Source organism: Acetobacteroides hydrogenigenes (assembly GCF_004340205.1).
GTDB lineage: Bacteria > Bacteroidota > Bacteroidia > Bacteroidales > ZOR0009 > Acetobacteroides > Acetobacteroides hydrogenigenes.
On sequence record NZ_SLWB01000001.1, the window covers coordinates 574719 to 597514 of the forward strand.

General features: G+C 46.0%; 8 protein-coding genes and 1 pseudogene. 2 read left to right on the forward strand and 7 right to left on the reverse strand.

All coding sequences use genetic code 11. From position 1 onward, the window contains the following. Nucleotides 1-204: 204 nt before the first annotated feature. Nucleotides 205-8910: a T9SS type A sorting domain-containing protein gene (locus CLV25_RS02320; RefSeq protein ID WP_131838021.1), complete on the reverse strand. Its 8706-nt coding sequence runs from the start codon at nt 8908-8910 to the stop codon at nt 205-207. 225 nt (nt 8911-9135) lie between these two features. Here CLV25_RS02320 and CLV25_RS02325 point away from each other — a divergent pair, with 225 nt between their 5' ends. Next, nucleotides 9136-9543, forward strand: a complete 408-nt coding sequence (locus CLV25_RS02325) for an HU family DNA-binding protein (RefSeq protein WP_131838022.1) — start codon at nt 9136-9138, stop codon at nt 9541-9543. A gap of 298 nt (nt 9544-9841) precedes the next feature. On the opposite strand, the gene CLV25_RS02330 is transcribed toward CLV25_RS02325, so the two are convergent. The 4 genes and pseudogenes from CLV25_RS02330 to CLV25_RS02345 all read right to left on the reverse strand — a co-directional run bounded on the left by CLV25_RS02330 (nt 9842) and on the right by CLV25_RS02345 (nt 15779). Then, nucleotides 9842-12496 carry a DNA gyrase/topoisomerase IV subunit A gene (locus CLV25_RS02330; protein ID WP_131838023.1) on the reverse strand — a complete coding sequence of 885 codons (2655 nt, stop codon included), beginning with the start codon at nt 12494-12496 and terminating at the stop codon, nt 9842-9844. A 147-nt stretch (nt 12497-12643) separates the two neighbouring features. Continuing rightward, nucleotides 12644-14473 (reverse strand): annotated as a pseudogene (locus CLV25_RS02335) (DNA topoisomerase IV subunit B); the annotation flags it as partial. A gap of 202 nt (nt 14474-14675) precedes the next feature. Further along, nucleotides 14676-15002: a DUF1904 family protein gene (locus tag CLV25_RS02340; protein WP_131838025.1), complete on the reverse strand. Its 327-nt coding sequence runs from the start codon at nt 15000-15002 to the stop codon at nt 14676-14678. Nucleotides 15003-15032: 30 nt separating this feature from the next. Next, nucleotides 15033-15779, reverse strand: coding sequence for a lysophospholipid acyltransferase family protein (locus CLV25_RS02345; RefSeq protein WP_131838026.1), 747 nt, complete (start codon nt 15777-15779; stop codon nt 15033-15035). A 313-nt stretch (nt 15780-16092) separates the two neighbouring features. Between CLV25_RS02345 and CLV25_RS02350 the strand changes: the two genes are divergently transcribed. Then, nucleotides 16093-16707 (forward strand): hypothetical protein, encoded by a 615-nt coding sequence (locus tag CLV25_RS02350; RefSeq protein WP_131838027.1) that lies wholly within the window; start codon nt 16093-16095, stop codon nt 16705-16707. Between the two features lie 48 nt (nt 16708-16755). Here the strand turns inward: CLV25_RS02350 and glgP are convergent, their stop codons facing one another. Together glgP and CLV25_RS02360 are read right to left on the reverse strand one after the other, a co-directional pair. Then, complete coding sequence (gene glgP, locus CLV25_RS02355; protein ID WP_131838028.1) at nt 16756-21006, reverse strand: alpha-glucan family phosphorylase; 4251 nt, start codon at nt 21004-21006, stop codon at nt 16756-16758. A 17-nt stretch (nt 21007-21023) separates the two neighbouring features. After that, on the reverse strand, nt 21024-22307 hold the full coding sequence (locus tag CLV25_RS02360; RefSeq protein ID WP_131838029.1) for a glycoside hydrolase family 57 protein: 1284 nt from the start codon (nt 22305-22307) through the stop codon (nt 21024-21026). Between the last annotated feature and the right edge of the window lie 489 nt (nt 22308-22796).

Below are 22796 nucleotides of genomic sequence, written 5' to 3' on the forward strand. Positions count from 1 at the left end.
TAAAGAAGCAAATCTCAAAGATGAGAATTTTGGCAATGAACAACAATTTATCCCTTATATTCCAACAGCCAGCTTTATTTTTTTAAGTAAAGTAACCATTTATTATTCCCAAATGGAAAGAAGAGGCCGCATGTGAATGCTGCCTCTTTTTTATGGTTATTAGAAAGCCCTGCTCAAGTTGCAGGGCTTTCAATATCAACATCGCTACTGCTTTATAAATTTTGAACGGTAAACCTTAGCGCCATCAGTTAACTCGAGCAAGTATGTTCCTGACGTTAGGGTTTCTACTTTAATTTCTGCCTTAAAGTCGTTTATAGTTCCTGATTTCATCAATACTCCGCTTACCGAATAAATACGATACTCACGAATTACCTCATCAATTTCGACCTTAAGAATTGAGGATGCTGGATTTGGGTAAACAGCAATGTTCACCTCTTTCCCAAACTTACTTTCAAACTTTGAACCAGGAATCGCAATAATCACTGTTTGAATACTTCCATTTGGGAACTTAGAATTTGAAAGGCCGCAGTATAGCTTTCTACCAATAAAATCACTATTAAAGGCAAACCTTCCATTCTCACCCTTCGTTGGAGTAATCGTGTTTCCTGCTTCATCCTTCCATGTAAAGTTAGTTGCTTGACCTTCGACTGTAACTTCACTACTCAAATCTACATATTCACCTGCCATTAGAGTATAACTGCCACTTTCAGCCTTCTTCCCTATTTCCAATTTTGCTTGTGGGAAGCAACTATACTCATCGAAAGATGTACTTGTTGGCATGGTAGAAAACTTAAGCTGATTGCTACCAAATAAGCCTCTTTTAAGAAGTGGCGTATTAGCCGATATTATCTTGTCAAGTTTGTTATCAGCAACATCAATTGAGGTTAACTTAACAAAGTTGAAAATATTAAGAGTATCTGCGATCCCAAGGCTAGCCCAACTAATGGACTTCACTCGCCTATCGGAAACCCCACTTGTCCATTCTACCCCTCGCCAAGAACTAGGATCGTTCATTTTAGAAATACCAATGCAGTCACCGTTATTTATTCCATTCATAGATGGACGTCCAAAGAAGCCAATCAACTTAGAAACCTCCTCTTCATTATAAGGAGACAAGACTGTAAATTTTACGGTTTTAAATACTTTATCGCCAGCAAAGTCAGGGAAGGAAGCGTTTGACAGTTCCCCATAAAGAGTTTCGCCAATTAAGCCTGTCGAGAAAGCAAACACTCCGTTATCCGAAGAAGTTGGTAGAACAACAGTTCCATCTGCTTTCTTCCAAACGAATGCCGTCACATTTCCACCAACGTTAAGTTCGCTACTTAAGTCCAATGGTTCTTCTGCATAAATGGAATACTTAACATCGTTCCCCTCCTGCTTAGCATGACCTACAGCCATTGAAGATTGAGGCGCATAAGAATAGTTTGTATACGCCGCCTTGCCAAGAGGCAACCTAGAAAGCAATAGCTTATTATTCGATAGAGTAAGATCGGTTAGAGAAGTAAGGCTAGAAACATCAACAGATAGCAGCTGATTACTATCAAGGTTTAACAATACTAGCTGCTCGTTACCTCCGAACTTTACCCCAGTAATTTTATTGCCTTCAACCTTCAACATCTGCAGTTTGGTAAGATCAGAGACATCCATTGAAGAAAGCTCGTTTCTCATTAATTTGACTCTGGTTAAAGAAGCCATCTTACTCAAATCTATTTGGGATAGCTTATTGTCTGTTGCAAAAAGGAAAGAGAGCATTGGAGCCTCTGGTATTGTAAGAGAAGTTAGCTTATTTAGAGAAATGTCAACCGATTCAAGTAATGGATGCTTATCAAATGAAGCCGAAGCGATTTCGTTTGATTCAGCATAAAGATTTACCAGCGATGAGCATCCTTTAAAGTTAACTGATGGAATCTTATTGTTCGAAATAAACACATCATTCAACAACTCACAGCCACTCAGGTCTAAATCGCCCGAAAGTTTCTTATCATACCATTGGAAGCTAATTACTCGCTTATTGACATTATGCCTACTCCATGCCACTCCGTAGGTCGCAGGATCTTCAGGGTTGTAGGCTGCATTTAACTGCTGACCGTTAGTCTTCCCCGATTCCTGCGAAGGTTTGTTAAGGAACGCCTTCAGTTTATCTACGTCATTCTGATTATAGGCAGGAACAACTTCGACTACTACAGTCTTAAGAATGTTATACCCTACAAAATCGGGGAAGCCAGCATTAGCCATCTCGCAATACAATTTTTTACCAACAAACTTGCTATTAAAGGTAAACTTACCTCCATTTGAAGAAGTTGGAGTTACAACGGAGCCATACTGTTCTTTCCATGTAAATGTAGTTTGAACACCGTTCACTATATTTTCCTTACCAAGATCAACAACATGATCTGCTCCTATAAAATACTTTTCAGACGTTCCTGAAATCTGCTTTTCACCAATTTCCACCAATTTCTGAGGTGCACAACCAAAAGCAGTTACAGATGCTGGTTTCCCAGGTAAAGTAGAATAGGTAAAACTATTGTTATAGCAATATAAACTAGTCAACTTAGTATTAGCAGCAATATCTAAAAGTCGTAAGTTGTTATTATCACCCCAAAGTACTTCTAAGTTAGAGAGATTACTCAGGTTTAAATTTGCTATTTTATTCTCTCCAACGACTAACTGCTTTAATTGAGTAAGCGAATTAACTTCTACATTTCCAATTTGATTTCCGCGCAAACCTATACTTTGAAGTTTAGGATTAGCAGAGAAATCTACAACTGTTAGTTTATTACGCATCGCATTAAAACTAACAAGATTAGGAGCCTGACTCAGATCTACATTCGTAAGACGATTATTATCGCAAACTAAAAGGTAAAGATTAGAACACCCTGAAACATTCAAAGTAGCAACTTGATTACGTTCAAAATGTAACCCTTCTAGTTTGGCACATTCTGACATGTCAACGTTACTTATACCGTTATCTCCTAAATAGAAAGTTACGAGTTCTGAAAACTTATTTAAAGCTATAGAGCCAGACAGCGACTTAGACTGCCAGTCTATTAACGTTACCTTCTTATCAAAAAGATTCGAGTTCCAAACAACTCCATAGGTAGATGGATCTTCAGAATTGTAGGCTGAGTTCACCTGTTGTCCATTCGTTTTTCCAGCGACAGCAGATGGTTGATCTAAGAATGCTTTGAGTTTCCCAACTTCGTAGGCATTGTAGGCAACAAAGGAGTCTCCTACTACCACATCTACCGTTTTAAGAGTGTTATTCCCAGTAAAGGAAGGAAAAGTGGCATTGCTCATCTCACAGTAGATGGTCTGGTTTGCTAACGAAGCATCGAAAGTAAATATACCTCCCTCGCTGGTTGTTGGTGTTATCACAGAGCCATCGCGACGCATCTTCCATACGAAGGTGGTAGCTTTACCATCAATGGTAGCCTCAGCACTTAAATCGATAGCTTTGCCTAGACCTACATGCTTAAAGGTGGTTCCGTTTACGGTTATGTCCTCACCAATAGAAATCACCCCTTGTGGGACATAGGCGTACGTTGTAAGGCTCGACTTAACTGGCAAAGTCGAGAACTTAAGCAGATTATCGCCGCAGTACAGGCTACGAAGCAATGTATTTGAGCTAAGGTCAAGTACCTTTAGTGAGTTACCTTGGGTAATAAGAGTAGTTAGCTTTGTTAGCGAACCAACATTTAACGACGCAAGTTTATTGCTTTGACATGAAAACCACGAGAGTTGGCTACATCCAGAAACGTCAACGTTGATTAGTTTGTTGTTATCTAACTGAAGAGTACTTAGCAACACACAACTGCTTAAGTTCGCTGTTTTTAGTTGGCTATAGGAAATAGTAAGCCCGCTTAGTTGTGAAAAGTTGGAGAAGTCTAGGTCTCCCGACAAGTTCTTTCCCCACCATGAAATGCTTGCGGCCCGCTTTTCAATAGCAGCCCCTGTCCATGTTATTCCAAAGGTAGAGGGGTCATTTGAATTATAGGTAGGATTCACCACCTGACCATTTGTTTTACCCTCTAATGCTGACGGCTGATCTAAAAAGGCTTTTAGCTTACCCACTTCATATTGGTTATACCCTGATGCAACCAGCACCTTCACGGTCTCGAATGGGTAGAGCATACTAAAATCAGGAAGTGACTCGTTGCGCATATAGCATATCAGCGTATCTCCTTCAACAGAGCTATCGAAGGAGAACTTACCGTTTGCTGAAGTTCTTGGAGTAATATCCGTCTTCTTGCTAACATTGTACCATGAGTAGTTTGTTGTTTTACCACCAATGGTCAATTCGCTACTTAAATCGATAGTAGTATATGATCCAACCTTATAGATAGTTTTGTCATTCTCTTGCACAGCATCTCCAATTACCATCGGATTCTGAGGCTGATAGAAATAGCTATAATACTGACTTAATGCAGGAGACAATGTCGACAACTTAAAGTTGTTTCGTGTCGCGCGTACCAAACCTAGCGTCGCTGTATTCGGCAGCTTAACCGTACTAAGCAGGTTGCTCGCAAACTCGGCTTCTTCGAGCTTCACATTTGCAGAAAGATCGAGCTGCGTGATTTTATTGTAATTTACATTTATCCTCTTAAGGCTGGCTAACGTTGACGTATTAATGGCGGTTATTGTATTCTCATCCAACCAAATCTTTTCGAGCTTAGAGCAACCACTAAAGTCTGCCGAAGCGATCTTATTAGTAGTAAGTTCAACCGACTTTAGGTTATCCAACCCAGAGAAGTCCAAATTACCGGCCAAATCTTTTCGCATCCAGCTGATTGATTCCACTCTTTTATTAGTTGAAGAAGCTGTCCACACTACTAATGGCCACGATGAAGGGTCGTTTATATCAACCTCCAATCCAATTCTTTGATAGTTCTTTTGCCCGGAAATTGCGGATTCTTGTTGTAGGAAACTCTTAAGTTTAGCTACATCATTAGAGTTGTATCGACCTTCAACCCTCACAGTCTCGGTACTTAGCACATTTTGTCCCGCAAAATCGGGGAAAGCAGCATTCGTTAATTCGCAGTAAATCATTTGACCTGCCAAGTTTTCAGAAAAAACGAAGACTCCATTTTCTGATTTCAAGGGCGTTACAACTGTTTTATCGCTACTTTTCCTCCAAGTGTATATGGTAGGTTTACCTCCAACTGTTTGCTCGGAGCTTAGATTAACTTCTTTATATGTTTCAATATACCTTTGGTTATAACCATTTATTGTGGTATCTCGGCCAATGCTTAACGTCCTTTGGGGTGCGTATGAGCAAGGGCTAGCAAGTGAAGGACTACCCAGATGTAGCGTGGAAAACTTAAGATAATTCCCCGTACAAGACATACTCGACAGCTTATTCGCACCTGCTATATTTACATTCGACAGGTAATTGTTCGCAATACGCAATTGAGACAATTCTGCAAAATTGCTTAAATCAAGGCTTCCGGTCACCCCCAGCCCTGACCAATAGATGCTGATTACCTTTTTTTCAACCGGCGAGTTCGACCAAGTAACCCAAAATGTTGACGGGTCGTTGGCGTTATAATTAGAGTTAAGCAACTGTCCGTTTGACTTGCCTATTTCCGATGAAGACTGATTTAGGAAAGCCTGCAACTTACCTACTTCATAGGTATTGTAGATATTAAAGGTATTTCCGACAACAACATCTACGGTTTTAAAAGCCACATCTCCGGTAAAGTAGGGGAAATTGGCATTGCTCATTTCGCAGTAGATTACCTCTCCGGCCAGCGATGCGCCAAAGGTAAACATACCACCGTTGCTGGTTGTAGGTGTTACCACTGCCCCATCGCGTCGCTTCTTCCATGCGAAAGTAGTGGGCTTACCGCCTATGGTTGCCTCAGCGCTTAAGTCTACCATCTCATCTACCCCAACATACTTAAAGGTCTTGCCGCTTACGACAATATCCTTGCCAATAGAAATTAGACCTTGTGGGACATAAGTGTAATTTGTCAAATTCTGCTTAACGGGTAGAGTAGAGAGCCTTAGTTGGTTATTCCCGCAATCTAAGCTGCGAAGAAGCGTATTTGAGCTAAGGTTGAGTTCCTTTAGCAAATTATTGTTCGCATTAAGTGTGGCTAGTTTTGTTAGCGAACCAACATTTAACGACGCAAGCTTGTTATTTTGGCATTCAATCAACGAAAGTTGGCTACAGCCAGAAACAACAATGCTGGTAAGCTGATTATTTCCACATTGTAATTCGCTAAGCAGCGTATTTGAACTAAAGTCCAGTTCCTTTAGCGAATTGTTATACGTATTAATGTATTTAAGTTTTGTTAACGAACCTACATTCAAGAATGTAAGCTTATTGTAGTCGCATAAAATTCGATAAAGTTGGCTACAACCAGAAACTTCAACTCTGGTTAACTGATTGTTACTTACCCATAGATCTCTCAGCATCGTACAACCACTAACATTAACTGTTTTAAGCAGGCCGCCGTTCACGTAAATCCAACCTAGCTGTGCAAAGTTTGAAAAGTTCAAATCTCCCGACAAGCTCTTCAGTTGCCATGATATGCCTTCAACTCGCTTCTCATAGGCAGCCTTTGTCCAAGTAACCCCAAAGGTGGAAGGATCGTTTGGATTGTAAGCCGCATTCACCTGCAAACCGTTGGTCTTACCTGCTACCGCCGATGGCTGATCGAGGAAGGCGCGTAGCTTACCCACCTCGTAGGCATTGTAGGTATCAAAAGAATTTCCGACAGTAACATCTACCGTTTTAAGACAATCATTACCCGTAAATTTGGGAAATGCATCGTTCCTCATTTCGCAATAGATGGTCTCTTTTGCTAGCGACGCATCGAAGGTAAACTTGGCTCCTGCGCTGTTTGTTGGTTTTACCTCCGACCCATCGCTGCGCTTTTTCCATACAAAAATGGTATTCTTGCCTTCAATGGTGGCCTCAGAACTTAAATCTATAGATTCGTTTACACCCACATGCTTAAAGGTTGATCCGTTTACCGTCAGATCATTGCCGATAGCAATCAACGCTTGAGGAGAATAGTTATAAGTTGTAAGGCTCGACTTAACAGGCAGAGAGGAGAATTCAAACTGATTATTACTGCAATTTAGGCTGCTAAGCAGCGTATTTGTGCTAAGGTCGAGTTCTTTTAGCAAATTATTTTGCACATCAAGGGAAGTCAACTTTGTTAGCGAACCAATATTTAATGATGTAAGCTTATTATTATTGCATCCGAACGACAAAAGCTGGCTACAGCCAGAAACCTCTAGGCTAGTAAGCTGATTATTTGCACATCGTAGTTCGCTAAGTCGCATATTCGAACCAAGGTTAAGCTCCACTAGCGAATTGCTGTACGCATCAAGGGTGGCAAGTTTAGTTAGTGAACTAACATCTAACGATGTAAGCTTATTATTTTGGCATCTAAACTGATTAATCCATCTACAGCCAGAAACGTCGATACTGGTTAATTGATTGTTTTCCAACCAAAGACTTTGAAGATTTGTACAGCCACTAAAATTAGCCGTTTTAAGTTGGTTAAAAGAAATATAAAACCAACCTAGATCTATAAAATTGGACAAATCCAAATCTCCCGATAAACTTTTCGATGTCCAATTTATATTATTAACTCGCTTCCCAACAGCAGGCCATGTCCAGGTAACCCCAAAGGTGGAGGGATCATTAGGATTGTAGGCGGCATTCACCTGCTGACCGTTGGTTTTACCTGCTATTGCAGAAGGCTGATTGAGGAAGGCGCGTAGCTTGCCCACCTCGTAGGCATTATAGATATCAAAAGAATTTCCGATAGCCACATCTACTGTTTTAAGGCAATCATTAACAGTAGAGTTGGGGAATGCATCATTCCTCATTTCGCAATAGATGGTCTCTTTTTCTAGTGATGCATCGAAGGTAAACTTGGCACCTGCGCTGTTTGTTGGTTTTACCTCCGAGCCATCCCTGCGCTTCTTCCATACGAAAGTAGTACTCTTGCCATTTATGGAAGCCTCGGTACTTAAATCGATAACTTCATCAACACCCACATGCTTAAATGTGAATCCGTTTACGGTTATATCCTTGCCTATAGTAATCAACGCTTGTGGAGAATATCTGTAATATGTAAGATTCGACTTAATCGGCAGGGTAGAGAACATAAACTGATTAGAGCTGCAATCTAGGCTGCTAAGCAGCGTATTTGAGCTAAGGTCGAGTTCCTTTAGCAAATTAAAATGCACTTGAATGTAGGTAAGCTTTGTTAGCGAACCAACATTTAACGACGAAAGCATATTCCTTTCGCAGCTTAACCTCGAAAGTTGGCTACAGCCAGAGACATCAAGGCGGGTAAGCTGATTATCCCCACATTCTAGTTCACTAAGCAGCGTATTTGAGCTAAGTACAAGCTCCTTTAGCGAGTTGTTACGCACGTCAAGAGTAGTAAGTTTTGTTAGCGAACTAACATTTAACGACGTAAGCTTATTATTTCCGCAGATTAACATCGAAAGTTGGCTACAGCCCGAAACATCAAGGCTGGTTAGCTGATTGGCACTTGCCTCTAGCCTATTTAGTTTCGTACAACCGCTTACATTAGCCGTAGTAAACTGGTTGCCAATCACCCATAAACTTTCTAACAGAGTAAAGTTGGAAAAACTCAAATTGCCCGCCAAACTTTTCCAATTCCAGTCTATACTTGATACTTGCCTATCAGAGTTAGCCCATGATGTCCATGTAACCCCAAAGGTGGAGGGATCATCCGGATTGTAAGCAGCATTCACCTGCTTACCATTAGTCTTACCAGCTACCGCTGATGGCTGGTTGAGAAATTCCCTCAATTTCCCAACCTCATAATTGCTGTAAACAAGAGGTTGCCCCATCGAAGGGGTCGTAAGCGTCAGCCCAAAGAGGCACGCCAGCAGGGTGCGCCAAAAGAATGCTTTCATATGATGTTTTTTATAATTATTCCAAAATTAACAGATGGCAAAAGTAACCTTTTATAGCTTAAATCTGGCTTTGACAAAAACGCTTTAAAGATTTATTCACACTATAGACTTTTTATGCAAATTATTTATTACACATTTGTTTTGAGATTCTAATTTATTTATAAATTAGCAAGCGGAGTTCTCTCCGCTAATTAACCATATTCTAACCTTTTAAACCTAATTATTATGGCAGTACAGTACGTACTCATCGAGAAGGGAAACCCTGCAAAACCAGAGGAACCCAAAAAGTACTACGCGCAAAACAAGTCTACCGGTGAGATTACCTTTAAGACGCTTGCTAAGGAGATCGCCAGCAAGTCGTCGCTCAACTCTGGTGATGTTTACAACGTTCTGGATGTACTAACTCAGGTTATGAACCGCGAAATTTCAGAAGGTCGTATTGTTCGACTTGGTGATTTTGGATCGCTGCAGCTATCCATATCGAGTGTAGGCACCGATACCATGGAAAAATTCAACAGCAGCCACATCAAGAGCTCTAAGATTAACTTTCGTCCAGGCAAAGACCTTAAGGCCATCCTCAACAACCTAGAGTATAAAAAGGTGGCCGGACAACCTGATGATGCCGACGAATAGTAGACCAACCTTACCTAACATAAAAGCCTGACTTACCTCTGTAAATCGGGCTTTTTTCTTTGACCAAAGACCATATCTCAAAAAGCTCGCGAGCTCTTAATCACAAGCCCGCGAGCTCTTGAGCAAAAGCTGGCGAGCTTTTAATCGAGAGCTGGCGAGCTCTTAAATGAAAGCTCGCGGGCTTTTGTTAGGGTGCTAGTTGGCTCTTTTAAAATAGTGCTAAACGAATAAGAAAAAGCCTAACAGCTTCAAAGTTCTGTTAGGCTTATGGTAAAAGATAAAGATCTACTTCTACAGGCTACAACCCCAAATCCATCTGCTTGGCGTTGCTGTAGTCCTCGGGATCTACCGATAGGTCGATTGGCCCATCTTCGCCCTCCTCCAGCTCCTCCTCTTCGGGTTCGGGAGCCTTATCCAGCGGTTCGATGAACTCCAGCTTGCCAACCTCGTAGGTGGATACGCGCTTGCCCTTGGCCTTGGAGCTCTTCACGCCGATGAACTCATCCACGTCGATGTGCTCGGCTGGACGGCTGGCGTTAGCTCCGCCAAAGGTAACCTCCAGCTGAGGATAGTCGTCGTCGTTCACCTCCACTATGTACGATGCCTTATGCTCGCCTACCAGCTCCGATGGGCGGTCGCTGGCCTCCAACGAGCAGCGCTTCACGTAGAAGAACTTCTGCTCGCCGTCGTAGTAGGTTATGGAGAATACCTTTTCGGGATCGAACTTCTCAATTCGGAGAATTTCATCCTCGTAGCGGTTGGTTAGCTCGTACGAGGTGGTGTAGTAGGTGCCGTTCTTGGCAACCACCAGAATCCTATCGTTGGAGAGGAACTCGCCCAGATGCGTGCCCCTTCCCTCAGCATTCAGACGGCGAATGGTGTCGTCAAACCAGATATTCTGCCCACCAAGCGTCGACACGCCCTTCTCCTTGAGCACCACCTTATGGATGGCGTAGCGGGTAAAGATGTTACCCATCGACGAGCGCCCCTTAATGGCCAGCTCCGAGAAGTCGAGGTCTACGATAAGCTTCTTGAGCCTTGGGCGTGGCTTGAAGTACACCTTTAGCACCTCGGCCTCGCCGTTGGGGTTGGCGCTCATGTAGAGGATGCTCGACCCTGCAGTTCCCTTGGTCATATCGTACTCCTTGTCGCGAGTGATGCCCGTAATGGCGCAGCGCTTCATGTATATCGGGCCGTTCTTTCCATCCCTGTAAACAATGTTGTAGATGGTACGGCTGTCGTTCTTCTTGAATACGGCGATGTGGATGATATCCTTGCCCACAAAGCCCTTGTCGGTTACCTTGGTGATGATGTACTTTCCATCGCGCAGGAACACGATTACGTCGTCGATATCCGAACAATCGCACACGTACTCCTCTTTCTTGAGGTTGGTGCCAAAGAAGCCCTCCTTGCGGTTAACGTACAGCTTCTCGTTGGCCACCACCACCTGGGTTGCCTGTATCACGTCGAAGCTGCGGATCTCGGTCTTACGCTCGCGTCCCTTACCGTACTTCTTACGGATATTCTCGAAGTAGGCGATGGTGTACTCGATTAGATGCGCCAAATGGTTCTTCACCTCATCCATTTCCACCTCCAGCCCACGGATGTACTCGTCGGCCTTCTTGGTGTCGAACTTCGAGATGCGCTTAATCTTGATCTCTGTAAGCTTAACGATATCGTCGGTGGTAACCTCGCGCCTAAGCATTGGCTTAAACGGATCGAGCCCACGGTCGATGGTTTCGATTACCGCCTCCCATGTCTCGCACTCCTCGATGGAGTTGTAGATGCGGTTCTCGATAAATATCTTTTCGAGCGACGACATGTGCCACCCCTCCTCCAGCTCGCGCAGGCGGATGTCGAGCTCCATGCGCAATAGCTCCTTCGTACGGTCGGTAGATCGGCGCAGCATCTCCTTCACCCCAATAAAGTGCGGGCGCTTGTCGATGATAACGCAGGCATTTGGCGAGATGGATACTTCGCAATCGGTAAACGCGTACAGCGCATCTATGGTGATGTCGGGGCTAACGTCGTTGGCCAAATGGATCACAATCTCTACATCGCGCGCCGTGTTGTCGTCAACCTTCTTTATCTTGATTTTACCCTTATCGTTGGCCTTAATGATCGATTCGATGACCGAAGAGGTGGTCTTCCCAAATGGGATTTCGGTGATCACCAGCGTCTTCTTGTCGAGCTTGTTTATCTTGGCGCGAACCTTAACGGCACCACCGCGTAAGCCATCGTTGTAGCGCAGCACGTCTACCATTCCAGCGGTAGGGAAGTCGGGGTACAGTTCAAAATCCTCGCCGCGAAGATGTGCGATAGATGCATCTATCAGTTCAATAAAGTTGTGGGGAAGTATCTTGGAAGCCAAGCCTACCGCAATACCCTCAACGCCCTGAGCCAATAGCAGCGGAAACTTTACGGGAAGCGTTACGGGCTCCTGGTTACGGCCGTCGTACGAGGCCATCCACTCGGTAGTTTTGGGATTAAATACAACGTCGCCAGCAAACTTCGAAAGGCGCGCCTCGATGTAACGAGGTGCTGCCGAGCTATCTCCTGTTAGGATGTTACCCCAGTTACCCTGACAGTCAACCAGCAAATCCTTTTGTCCGAGCTGCACCAGCGCATCGCCAATGGAGGCATCACCGTGCGGGTGGTACTGCATGGTGTAGCCGATGATATTTGCCACCTTGTTGTAGCGGCCATCATCCATCTTCTTCATGGCGTGCATTATGCGGCGCTGTACCGGTTTTAGGCCATCCTCGATGTGCGGCACGGCACGCTCCAGAATAACGTACGAGGCGTAGTCGAGAAACCAGTCCTTATACATCCCCGACAGCCGGTACTTCTTGGTTTCGCCCATCAGCTTTTGGTAGTGGGCCTTTTCCTCAGCACTAGAGGCCTTTACGGTATCGCCCTCTAGTTCTATGCGGTCGTCAAGCTCTTCGCTCATTTATTTGGCTATTCTTTGATAGTTTCTACCTATTTGCTATTCGAGCACGCTCTGGCGCTCCTTAATCTCTTCAATGCCCTCAGCTAGCAGCTCAATCTCCTCGAGCACCTCACCCATTCGCTCCATCTTCTCGATATCTTCAACAATATCCTCCTCAACACGGAGGTTTTCGATGATGAAATCCTGACGCTCGGGCGTATTCTTACCCATATAGAACTGGAGCAGGTCGTGCACCGAATCCTCCTTGGTTAGGCGAACCGGATCGAGGCGGATATCCTCGCCAATGAAGTTGCGGAACTCATCGGGCGAAATTTCACCAAGACCTTTAAATCGGGTGATCTCGGGATTAGCCCCAACCTTTTCTATTGCAGAAAGGCGCTCCTCCTCGCTGTAGCAGTAGAAGGTTTGCTTCTTGTTGCGCACGCGGAAGAGCGGCGTTTGAAGTATAAAAAGATGCCCGCGACGAATAAGGTCGGGGAAGAACTGCAGGAAGAAGGTGATAAGCAGCAGGCGAATGTGCATACCGTCGACATCGGCATCGGTAGCGATAACCACCTTGTTGTAGCGAACGTTATCTATATCTTCTTCGATATTCAGCGCAGCCTGAAGCAGGTTGAACTCCTCGTTCTCGTAAACAATCTTTTTGGTAAGCCCATACGAGTTAAGCGGCTTACCCTTAAGGCTAAACACGGCCTGCGTATTCACATCACGGCTTTTGGTGATGGAACCGCTCGCCGAATCACCCTCGGTGATAAACAGCGTGCTGTTCTCCGAACGGGGATCCTTATCCCCATTATGCAGACGGCAATCGCGCAGCTTACGGTTGTGAAGGTTGGCCTTCTTGGCACGCTCCTTAGCCAGCTTCTGAATACCCGAAATAGCCTTACGGTCCTTTTCCGATTCCAGAATCTTCTTTTGCAGCGCATCGGCGGCTTCAGGATTCTTATGCAGGTAGTTGTCTAGCTTCTCCTTTACGAAGTCGACGATAAAGTTGCGCACCGAAGGACCATCAGGACCAATATCCTTAGAGCCCAGCTTTGTCTTGGTTTGCGACTCAAACACGGGTTCAATCACCCTTATGCTGATGGCCGCAACAAGCGAGTTACGGATGTCGGCAGCATCAAAATCTTTCTTGTAGAACTCGCGGATGGTTTTAACGTACGCCTCCTTAAAGGCAATCAGGTGTGTTCCACCTTGCGTAGTATTCTGGCCGTTTACGAAGGTGTAGTAATCCTCGCCGTACGAAGTGCCGTGGGTAATGGCCAGCTCGAGGTCTTCGCCCTTTAGGTGAATTGGCGCATATAAAGGCTCATCTGAAATGTTATCGTTGAGCAAATCGAGCAATCCGTTCTTAGAAACGTGAGGCGTACCGTTCAACTCTAAGGTAAGACCGGTATTCAGGTAGATGTAGTTCTTTACCATCGCCTCAACAAAGTCGAGGTTGAAGGCGTACTTCCCGAACACCGACTCGTCTGCTAGGTAGCTCACCTGCGTGCCGTTCGAACGGTTTTCCTCGTCGGCTACGATACCGCTATCACTTACGATCTCCCCTTTCGAGAAAAGGATTTCGCGATACTGCCCCTCGCGGAAAGCCTGAATCCTAAAGCTGATGGAGAGCGCATTTACCGCCTTGATACCGACACCGTTCAAACCTACCGACTTAACGAAGGCCTTCGAGTCGTACTTCGCACCAGTATTCATCTTCGAGGCCACATCGGCCAGTTTCCCGAGCGGAATACCACGACCGTAGTCGCGAACGGTAACCGTCTTATCCTCTATCTTGATGGAAATGCGTTTACCAAAGCCCATGGCAAACTCGTCAATCGAGTTGTCAAGAACCTCCTTTAGCAGGATGTATATGCCATCGTCGGGCGATGAACCATCACCCAGCTTACCGATGTACATACCTGGACGTCGACGAATGTGCTCTTTCCAGTCGAGTGTCTGAATACTATCTTCAGAATAGATTGCAGTCATATTGGCTATATAGGTTGCTTAATGCAAAGATATAAGAAAATCGAAATGCTCGTTCCTACAAATTATCAACAAGTTATTAACCGATGGCCTTAAACCGAACAATTTGAACAATTTGGTCCAAGCCAAACGGCAAACACGCAAAAGGCCTGCCGCATCACCGCTAGCGATAACATGGCAAGCCCTTAATGAATTAACGCAGCTGTTAAAAATGCTCTCCGTTTTCGTAGTAGCGTTCGCGCTTTAGTTTTACAAAGTAAACGTCTACCGACAGGTAGCCAGCGCCAATTAGGTGCTTGGTAATGCACTGGGCCACCTTGTCCTGCACCTCTTGGGTACGGGCAAACCAGGCAACCTCAACAAGCGGATTTGTTTTAACAACAGCACCGTCCATAATAAAGGTCGCATCAACGTGCTCCAGGCTAAAGTAATCACGGGGCGAACCAACAATTTCTACAAGATCGTCAACCAGATCAGTGCTAATCTTGATCAGTTTCTGCTGGTCAACCGATTTAAATCTGAGCAAAGGCATAGAAAGGAATTATTTAGCGGTAAAAGGTTTCTACTTGCGGTACTTATCTGGGGCCATAAGCATGTGCTCCTTACGGATGACATTTTCGAGTTGCTGGGCAATCTCGCGAGGCGAAAGATTTTCCATCTGCTGGTAGGTAAACTCTGGCAAAACCCTCATCCTAAAAACCTGCTTCAGCTTAAACCCAAACTTTCCTTTGGGCATAGCATCAAATGTTCCGTCGATTACCACGGGAAGTATACCTATCTTATTTGCTTTTGCCACCACAAAAGCTCCTTCTTTAAATCGCTTCACCTGCCCATCGCTAGAGCGGGTTCCTTCGGGGTAGAGCAGCACCGACCTGCGATGTGCCACCTTATTGGCAACCTGATGAATCATCATTCTTGCGCTTCGCGACTGCCCGCGCTTAATAGGAATGTCGCGGCACATCCACATCAGCCAGCCAATAATAGGAATGTACAGCACCTCAAACTTCGACACCCAGTTAAACTGGGTACGAATGAAGGCCGAGAAGGGTATATCAAGTGCAGATTGGTGGTTCGATATAATAATGTAGGGTTTTCTTGTATCGATGTTCTCCATTCCCTCTGTCTGTACGATCCATCCCGGGCTAATATTAAAGTATAAGCGTCCCCACCAAAAACGGTAGGAGTTAAGCCAGGCTATCTCTTTGTTGCATAGCAGGCAAACCAGCCACAGAGGAACTACCGGAATAAATAGCGCACAGGACAATGCTATGTACAGAACTAGGTAAATCAGAACAAGAAATTTCTTCATTTTAAATACTTGAATAAATAGCCATTTTCCCCGGTGCAATTTTACATCATTTTTTGGAATTACTAAGGGCGCCAATTCTATTTGTACTAAATATCGCTAATGCAGGCTGTTAGTACTCTAGTCTTCTAAAAAACTCTTTTGCAGCAAGAATAGCCGAGCATACAACGTATTACATATCCCTAAACAGCAAGAATTGCAAGCGCACAATTACGTATGTTGCTAATTATTTATACTTTTGAAACGACAAATAATCGTTTTTTATAGATGTCTAACCCTTTGTGAAGGCTTACGCCTTCGGTAACTGCCAATGAAAATGATTAGCACGCTAAAAAGATTCGGATACCTAGTATGTTTTTTTGCTAGCACCTACGCCTTCAGCGGACAGGCGCAGGCTCAAACGCTACAAGTTAAGGTAGCACAGGATACCATTTTTACCCTTATGCGCGACACGGTAGTCGCTAACGTCACCAGCGTATCTTCTACCAAAATATTCTACACCCAACCCGACTCTGCCAACATCGAAAAGTCTATCCAGCGAAAGGTTGTTCAAAGAATTGTTTACGCATCGGGAAAGGTAGAGCAGTACAATAAGCCTGTTTTTGTTAGCGTATCCAGCACCGACTGGCGCTCTATTATTATAACCGACAATCCGGCCGATGTCGACGGCATGCACCTTAGAGCTGTCGTTATTGGAAAATCGGCAAGTAGCGTTACCTCGGCAGCCAGCGCAAAGAAAAGCGCAGAGGTAATGGCCAAAAAGAAGGCCGCCAATAACGGGGGCATGTACCTACTCGTGAAAAACAGAAAAGAGCTGGGAGGATACGGAGAAACTCCCAAATACTACCTCGAAGCCGAAGTTTACGGGGAATCGCCTCTACCCAACGATCAGGAGATGAAGAACGAAGTAGATAAGCAAAAGAAGAAATAAGCAGTAAATCAAAAAAGGAGGCTAATGCCTCCTTTTTTGATTTATCTCCTACAACCATCGGGCTAGACAGAAGTCTTGCCGATTGGGCATAAGCTTGCTCTTTGCAAACATCCTAACTCCAACCTCGTATATACCAGGATTAATTGGAATTATTTCGACCCTGTAGGTGGCAATAGAGCCTTCTGCTTCTACAAGTTCGTACTCCTTCTTAAGCATTACTTCTACCTCATCGCCATCAAGAGGTTTTGCGACAACCATCTCTACGCCAATATCGTCGGTTGACAGCTCTTTTAAATCGAACTTGACGTACGAAAAGTACTTTTTGCCAACTACGATTTCTTCCTTCTCTTTCTGAAACTGCGATACAGAAAGGATGCTGATACTAGACCAATTCCGAAGCATCTTCCGTTTCCAATCCGCGTATTCGCGCGCCATCTCATAATCGTTCAACGCAATCTCTTTCGAACGTTTGGTAAGCCACTTGTAGTACTTCTTCTGATAGTCGAATAGCATACGCTTGGTGGTAAACTGAGGGGCTACATCCTTCAGGGAGTTCTTCATGTACTCTACCCACCTATGGGGCACTCCATCCTTATCCCGATCGTAGTATGCCGGCACAATCTCATCCTCAATAATAGAGTAGATACTTTCAGCGTCAAACTGATCTTGGTACTCCTCGTTCTGGTAGTACTGCTCTTGGGCTAAGGCCCAACCCGCATTCTTCTGGTATCCTTCAACCCACCATCCATCGAGAACGCTAAAATGGAGCGTACCATTTAGTACCGCCTTTTGTCCGCTTGTACCCGATGCTTCCATCGGACGAGCTGGGTTGTTCAGCCAAACATCAACACCCTGAACCATGCTGCGGGCAAGTTCCATGTCGTAGTTCTGAAGGAAAACCACCTTACCCTCAAATTCTGGGCGCTTCGATATTTCAACTATATACTTGATTAAGGACTGGCCTGGCCCATCGTTTGGATGCGCCTTTCCTGCAAACAGCAGCTGCACCGGACGCTCAGGATTATTCAGGATTTCCTCTATTCTCTTCAGATCCCTAAAGAGCAGCGCTGCTCGTTTATAGGTTGCAAAACGACGGGCAAAGCCTATTGTCAGCACATCATCGCGCACGATTTCACCAATACGAAGCGTCTGCTTAGGATCGCCATACGACGAATAGGCGGGGTTAAACAACCGATCTCTAACAACACCCATGAGCTTAGAGCGCAACCCGCATTTGGTATGCCATAGTTGCTTATCGTCTATAACCTCTATCCTGTCCTTCCATGCAGGCGTTCCTATTGCTTCTGCTGCACTAGGCATTTCTTCGTTTTCTATTAGCTGTACGATCTCTGTCGATGCCCATGTTGGGAAGTGTACCCCATTGGTAACATAGCCTATGTGCAATTCAGAGGACATGTAGCCGTTGTATAACCGTTTAAAGATATGCCTGCTCACATCGCCATGCAGCATGCTCACACCGTTAATCTCCTGCGAGAGATTGGCAGCAAGCATGCTCATCGAAAACTTATCTGCGGGGCTGTTGGGCTTTAGTCCCCCAAGACGAATCAGCTGCTCCCACGATATCTTTAACCGTGCGGGTAAAAAGCTCAGATATGGAGCGAGCATCTCTTCGGGGAATGCATCGTGCCCAGCAGGAACGGGTGTGTGCGTTGTAAATATCGATGACGACCGAACAACCTCTATAGCTTCTGCATAGGATAGCTTTTCTTCCTCTATAAGATAGAGCATTCTTTCTATTCCAATGAATGCGGCGTGCCCCTCGTTGCAGTGGAAAACATCGGGGGTTATGCACATGCGCCTAAGTGCACGCATTCCTCCTATTCCGAGTAGTATCTCCTGTTTCAGCCTGTTTTCCCAATCGCCACCATAAAGCTGATAGGTAATTGCCCTATCTTCGGGAAGATTTGCCTCGTAGTCAGCATCGAGAAGGTAGAGCTCCGTGCGGCCAACATCAACCCGCCATACCCGAGCAAAAAGCCTACGCCCAGGCAACGGCACTGAGATGGCAAGCGGACACCCCTCGCAATCTTTCACCTGCGTTATGGCCAGCTTGGAGTAGTCCTGATAGTCTACCAGCGATATTTGCTGCCCCGAAGACGATAGCTGCTGCGAGAAATAGCCGTTTCGATAGAGTAAGCCAACCGCAACAATGCCCGCATTCTGATCGCTAGCCTCCTTTAGATAGTCGCCGGCAAGTACACCTAAACCTCCCGAATAGATTTTGAGCGAACGATCAATTCCATACTCCATGCTAAAGTAGGCTATCTTGTAGGCCCCCTCCGCCTTCTTATCCATGTAGGCTCTAAAATGTCCATAAACCTCATCGAGCCGTTTTAAGAAGCGGTTATCGCACTCCAGCGACCGATACCTCAGGTAGCTGAGCTTGTTAAGAAAATCTAACGGGTTCTTGTTGCACGACACCCAAAGAGCAGGATCAACCATCTCGAAAAGCTCCAGTGCTTCCTGATTCCACGACCACCAGTAGTTTCGCGATATCTCCTCAAGCGGCTTAATTCTATCTGGAATATTCTTCTGAACGAACACCTTATTCCACCTAGGCCTACTCAGCTCCTGCGCTTTATCGACAAACGAAAGTAGATCGCTCTTATCCATTCCGACAAGCCTATTGGCCCTACCAAACGACTTGCTTACGGCCTGCGAATAGGCCCGCAAGTAGAACTTCACAAACGAGCTCCACTGCGTTTTGGTTGCCAGCGTATTCGCATCCCTACGCAGCTTTTCATACTCTTCCACACCAACCTTAGAAAGATCGAGAATGGTAGATTCTATACCGGCAACAACCTCTGGGGCATTACCATCGGTTCGTGGAATTACCACAAGCGAACTGTTGGGGAACCGGTGGGCATCCATCCACCTTCCAAAACCGGCAAGGCTTGTGGTTACCGTTGGGACATAAAAGGCGAGGCTTTCCTGCGGCGTGTAGCCCCAAGGCTCGTAGTACGATGCAAATACGCTCACATCAAGCCCCACCAGCAAATCGTAGTACCGCTTATTGAAGATGCCATCGTTGCCATTTAGGTAGCTTGGTACAAAAAACACCTTCACCTTGTCCGTTTTCTTATTGGTAAGGCCAGCCTGTCGAATCTTGCCCATTATGGGATCGACATCGGCATCTGCCAAGTAATGGGTAAGGAATGGATCGTGAAGAGCTGCCGCATCGGTAAGATTCCTATCGTGAAGGTTGCGAACCAGATCTCGGCGAGGACCATGCTGGTTGGCCGGAATAAACAGGAACGCCAAAACCTCGCGCGTCAAGCGCTCGTCCTTATTTAAACGTCCAAGCGATTCGATAAGCACGTCGAGCCCCTTATTCTTAAACTCGTACCGCCCGGATGTTCCTACAAGCATACAATCGGGAGAAACGGGGTAGGCCAAGAGCGCCTCTGCAGCTTCGAGCATTGCCACCCGAGCCTCTATCCGCATAAGCTTTAGCTCCTCGCGGTCGGGAACAATGGATAGGTCGAAGCCGTTGGGGGTGACCATATCCACCGTTTGATTCAGAAAGTGGGAGCACTCTCGGGCCGTTATGCCGCTTACGGTGGTAAAGATATCGGCCTCCATCGCGGCAATCTTTTCGAGCGAATGCTTTGCCTGCACGTTATTATCCTTTGCCGCCAGATCGGGGTTCACGCTAAGCATTCCATCGTAAAGAGGCATATTTGTACCCGCTAGGCAACGCCCCAACACGGTAGCATGGGTTGTAAACACGGTTGACACTACGGGCAGCTGGGCCTTTAGGTACAAAAGCCCCGAGCCGGTCATCCACTCGTGGAAATGGGCCACCACCCGGCTATCGCCGGTTAGCATATAGTGGTAGAAGCTTTCGATAACACGCCCTACGGTAAATCCAAAAATAGCGGGCTCAATATAGTCCCACTGACCGGTTAGCGAGTCGAGGTTGTACTGCTCCCAGTACCACTTAAAGAGCTCATCCTTCTTCTCTACGTAGGACGATGTATCCACCAAAAATGCGATTGGGTTACCGGGAATATTCCACCGCCCGACTCGGAAACGAAGCCCCTCGTGGTGCAGCCGCTCGCGCCAACCTTTAAACATCTCCTTATCCTCGATAAATTCGGAGGTTCCGCCTATATCCTTAAACAGGTCGGGGCCAATGCAGATATGCCTATCGGGCAGCTTTTCTGATAGCTGAAGGGCTTTGGTCGAGATAACCGTATGAATTCCCCCTATCTTGTTGCACACCTCCCACGATACTTCAAAAAGGTAGGAAGGTATAATGTCGTTAGTCGTGCTCATCGTGTACCGCGCTAATTTTATTCCAGATATAAAGTAGGATCGCTGGCCTGACTTGTGGAGCCTTTGCTGCCAGGCGGTGTAACCTCGGGCATTGGCATACGCTGCCGTTGCTCGTTTAGTGCTCTATCAACACGCGCTTCGAAGTCGGTTAGCACATTCATATAGGTAATGTACGCCTCGAAGGGCGAGCCGAAGTGGTTGAAGTAGCGGTGCACCTCGCCGTCGGAGTGCTGTTTAACGCACATGTAGTAGAAGTGGTCGCTCGACTGCAGCTTTCCCCAAACGCTACGTATCGCCTCGTCGTTTAGCAGGTTTACCTTCTTGGAGAGGGCGTACACCTTATCAAAGGCGTCATCCTGCATTCCATTGCCCAACCATGCCGACAGATCGCGCTCCGTATCGGCCCACGAAAGGTTCGATGGCACGCTTAGCGCACCTATCGGCGTTCGGCGCGTGGCCACCTCCGATGGAGCTGCAAACCTCAGTTGGTTGGTTTTTAGTATTGCATCAGGCAGCATCCCCAAGAAATCGAAGATGCCGGTAGAAGCCCACTGGTGCTCGCCAAAAGTCTCGTAATCCATAAATAGGTTGATCACCTCGTCGGTTTGGGGAGTTCGGTTTAGCCACGCCACGTACTTTTCGACGGTAAGGGGCCATTCCTCCCAACCCTTATTGGAGAAGCGGAAGGCGATATCGTCGCTACGCCTGTAGTTGCGCAGAAGAAGCGTTAGCGAAGGGTCGTTGGGATGCGCGTAGAGAACGTTGGGGCTCCGTGTACCCAGCACCTTTTCGGCGCCTTCGGTAAGGATTGTCCTAAAGCCCATCGCGCCTACCCGCGCTCCAATTCGATCGGAGTACAAGAACTCGGTGTTGCGAAATACCGCAGGAGTAACCCCAAAAAGGGCTGTTATTTTTTTCTGATGCTTGCCTACCTGATGCTCAAAATCGGCAGTGCCAACAATCGAGGAAAGCGTATGGTAGTAGGTTTCGGACAGCAGCTCAACGCAACCCGTTTCGACAAGCTCCCTGAACGAGTCGAGCACCCGTGGCGAGTACTGCTCAAATTGTTCGAGGGCTGTCCCCGAAATCGAAAAGGCAACCTTAAGCTCACCATCGTACCGCTTAATCAGCTTTAGGAGTAAGCTATTGGCGGGCAGGTAGCATTTCTCCGCAACCTTATTCATGATGCTTCGGTTGGCCGAATCGTCAAAGTAGCCCACCCCTTTACCAATGTCAAAAAAGCGGAAGCGCCTTAGCCGAAACGGCTGATGAACCTGAAAGTAGAAGCAAACGTCCTTCATTTCGAAGCCATTTTTGGTAGATTCATTGCCCTCTACCCCAACAAGCAGCCCCAACAATCGGCAACAAATTATGAAAACCGCGCTAAACGAGGGAAGCTTTCCGCGTTAAATACCAGAAACCCCCAATAGCTATTCGTTAAATAGTCTGCCCTAAGCTGGAAGTAGCATAAAGGATGCTTTAATGGTTGAACAAGAATGCTCGTGAAGGAGGCAGGGATTCTGAGGTGGTCGATCGGGTTCGGAACCGGGTCGACGCGTCGTTGGACGTATACAGAGGGCTTATGCAACGTATCCGGGGTGGTTATATAACGTATCCAGAGTGGTTCGGGACGTATCCGAAGGCGTTATGCAACGTATCCGGGGTGGTTCGGAGACGATCCGTTGGGGTTCGGAACCGGGTCGATGCGTCGTTGGACGTATCCAGAGTGGTCCGGGACGTATCCGAAGGCGTTATGCAACGTATCCGGGGTGGTTCGGAGGCGATCCATT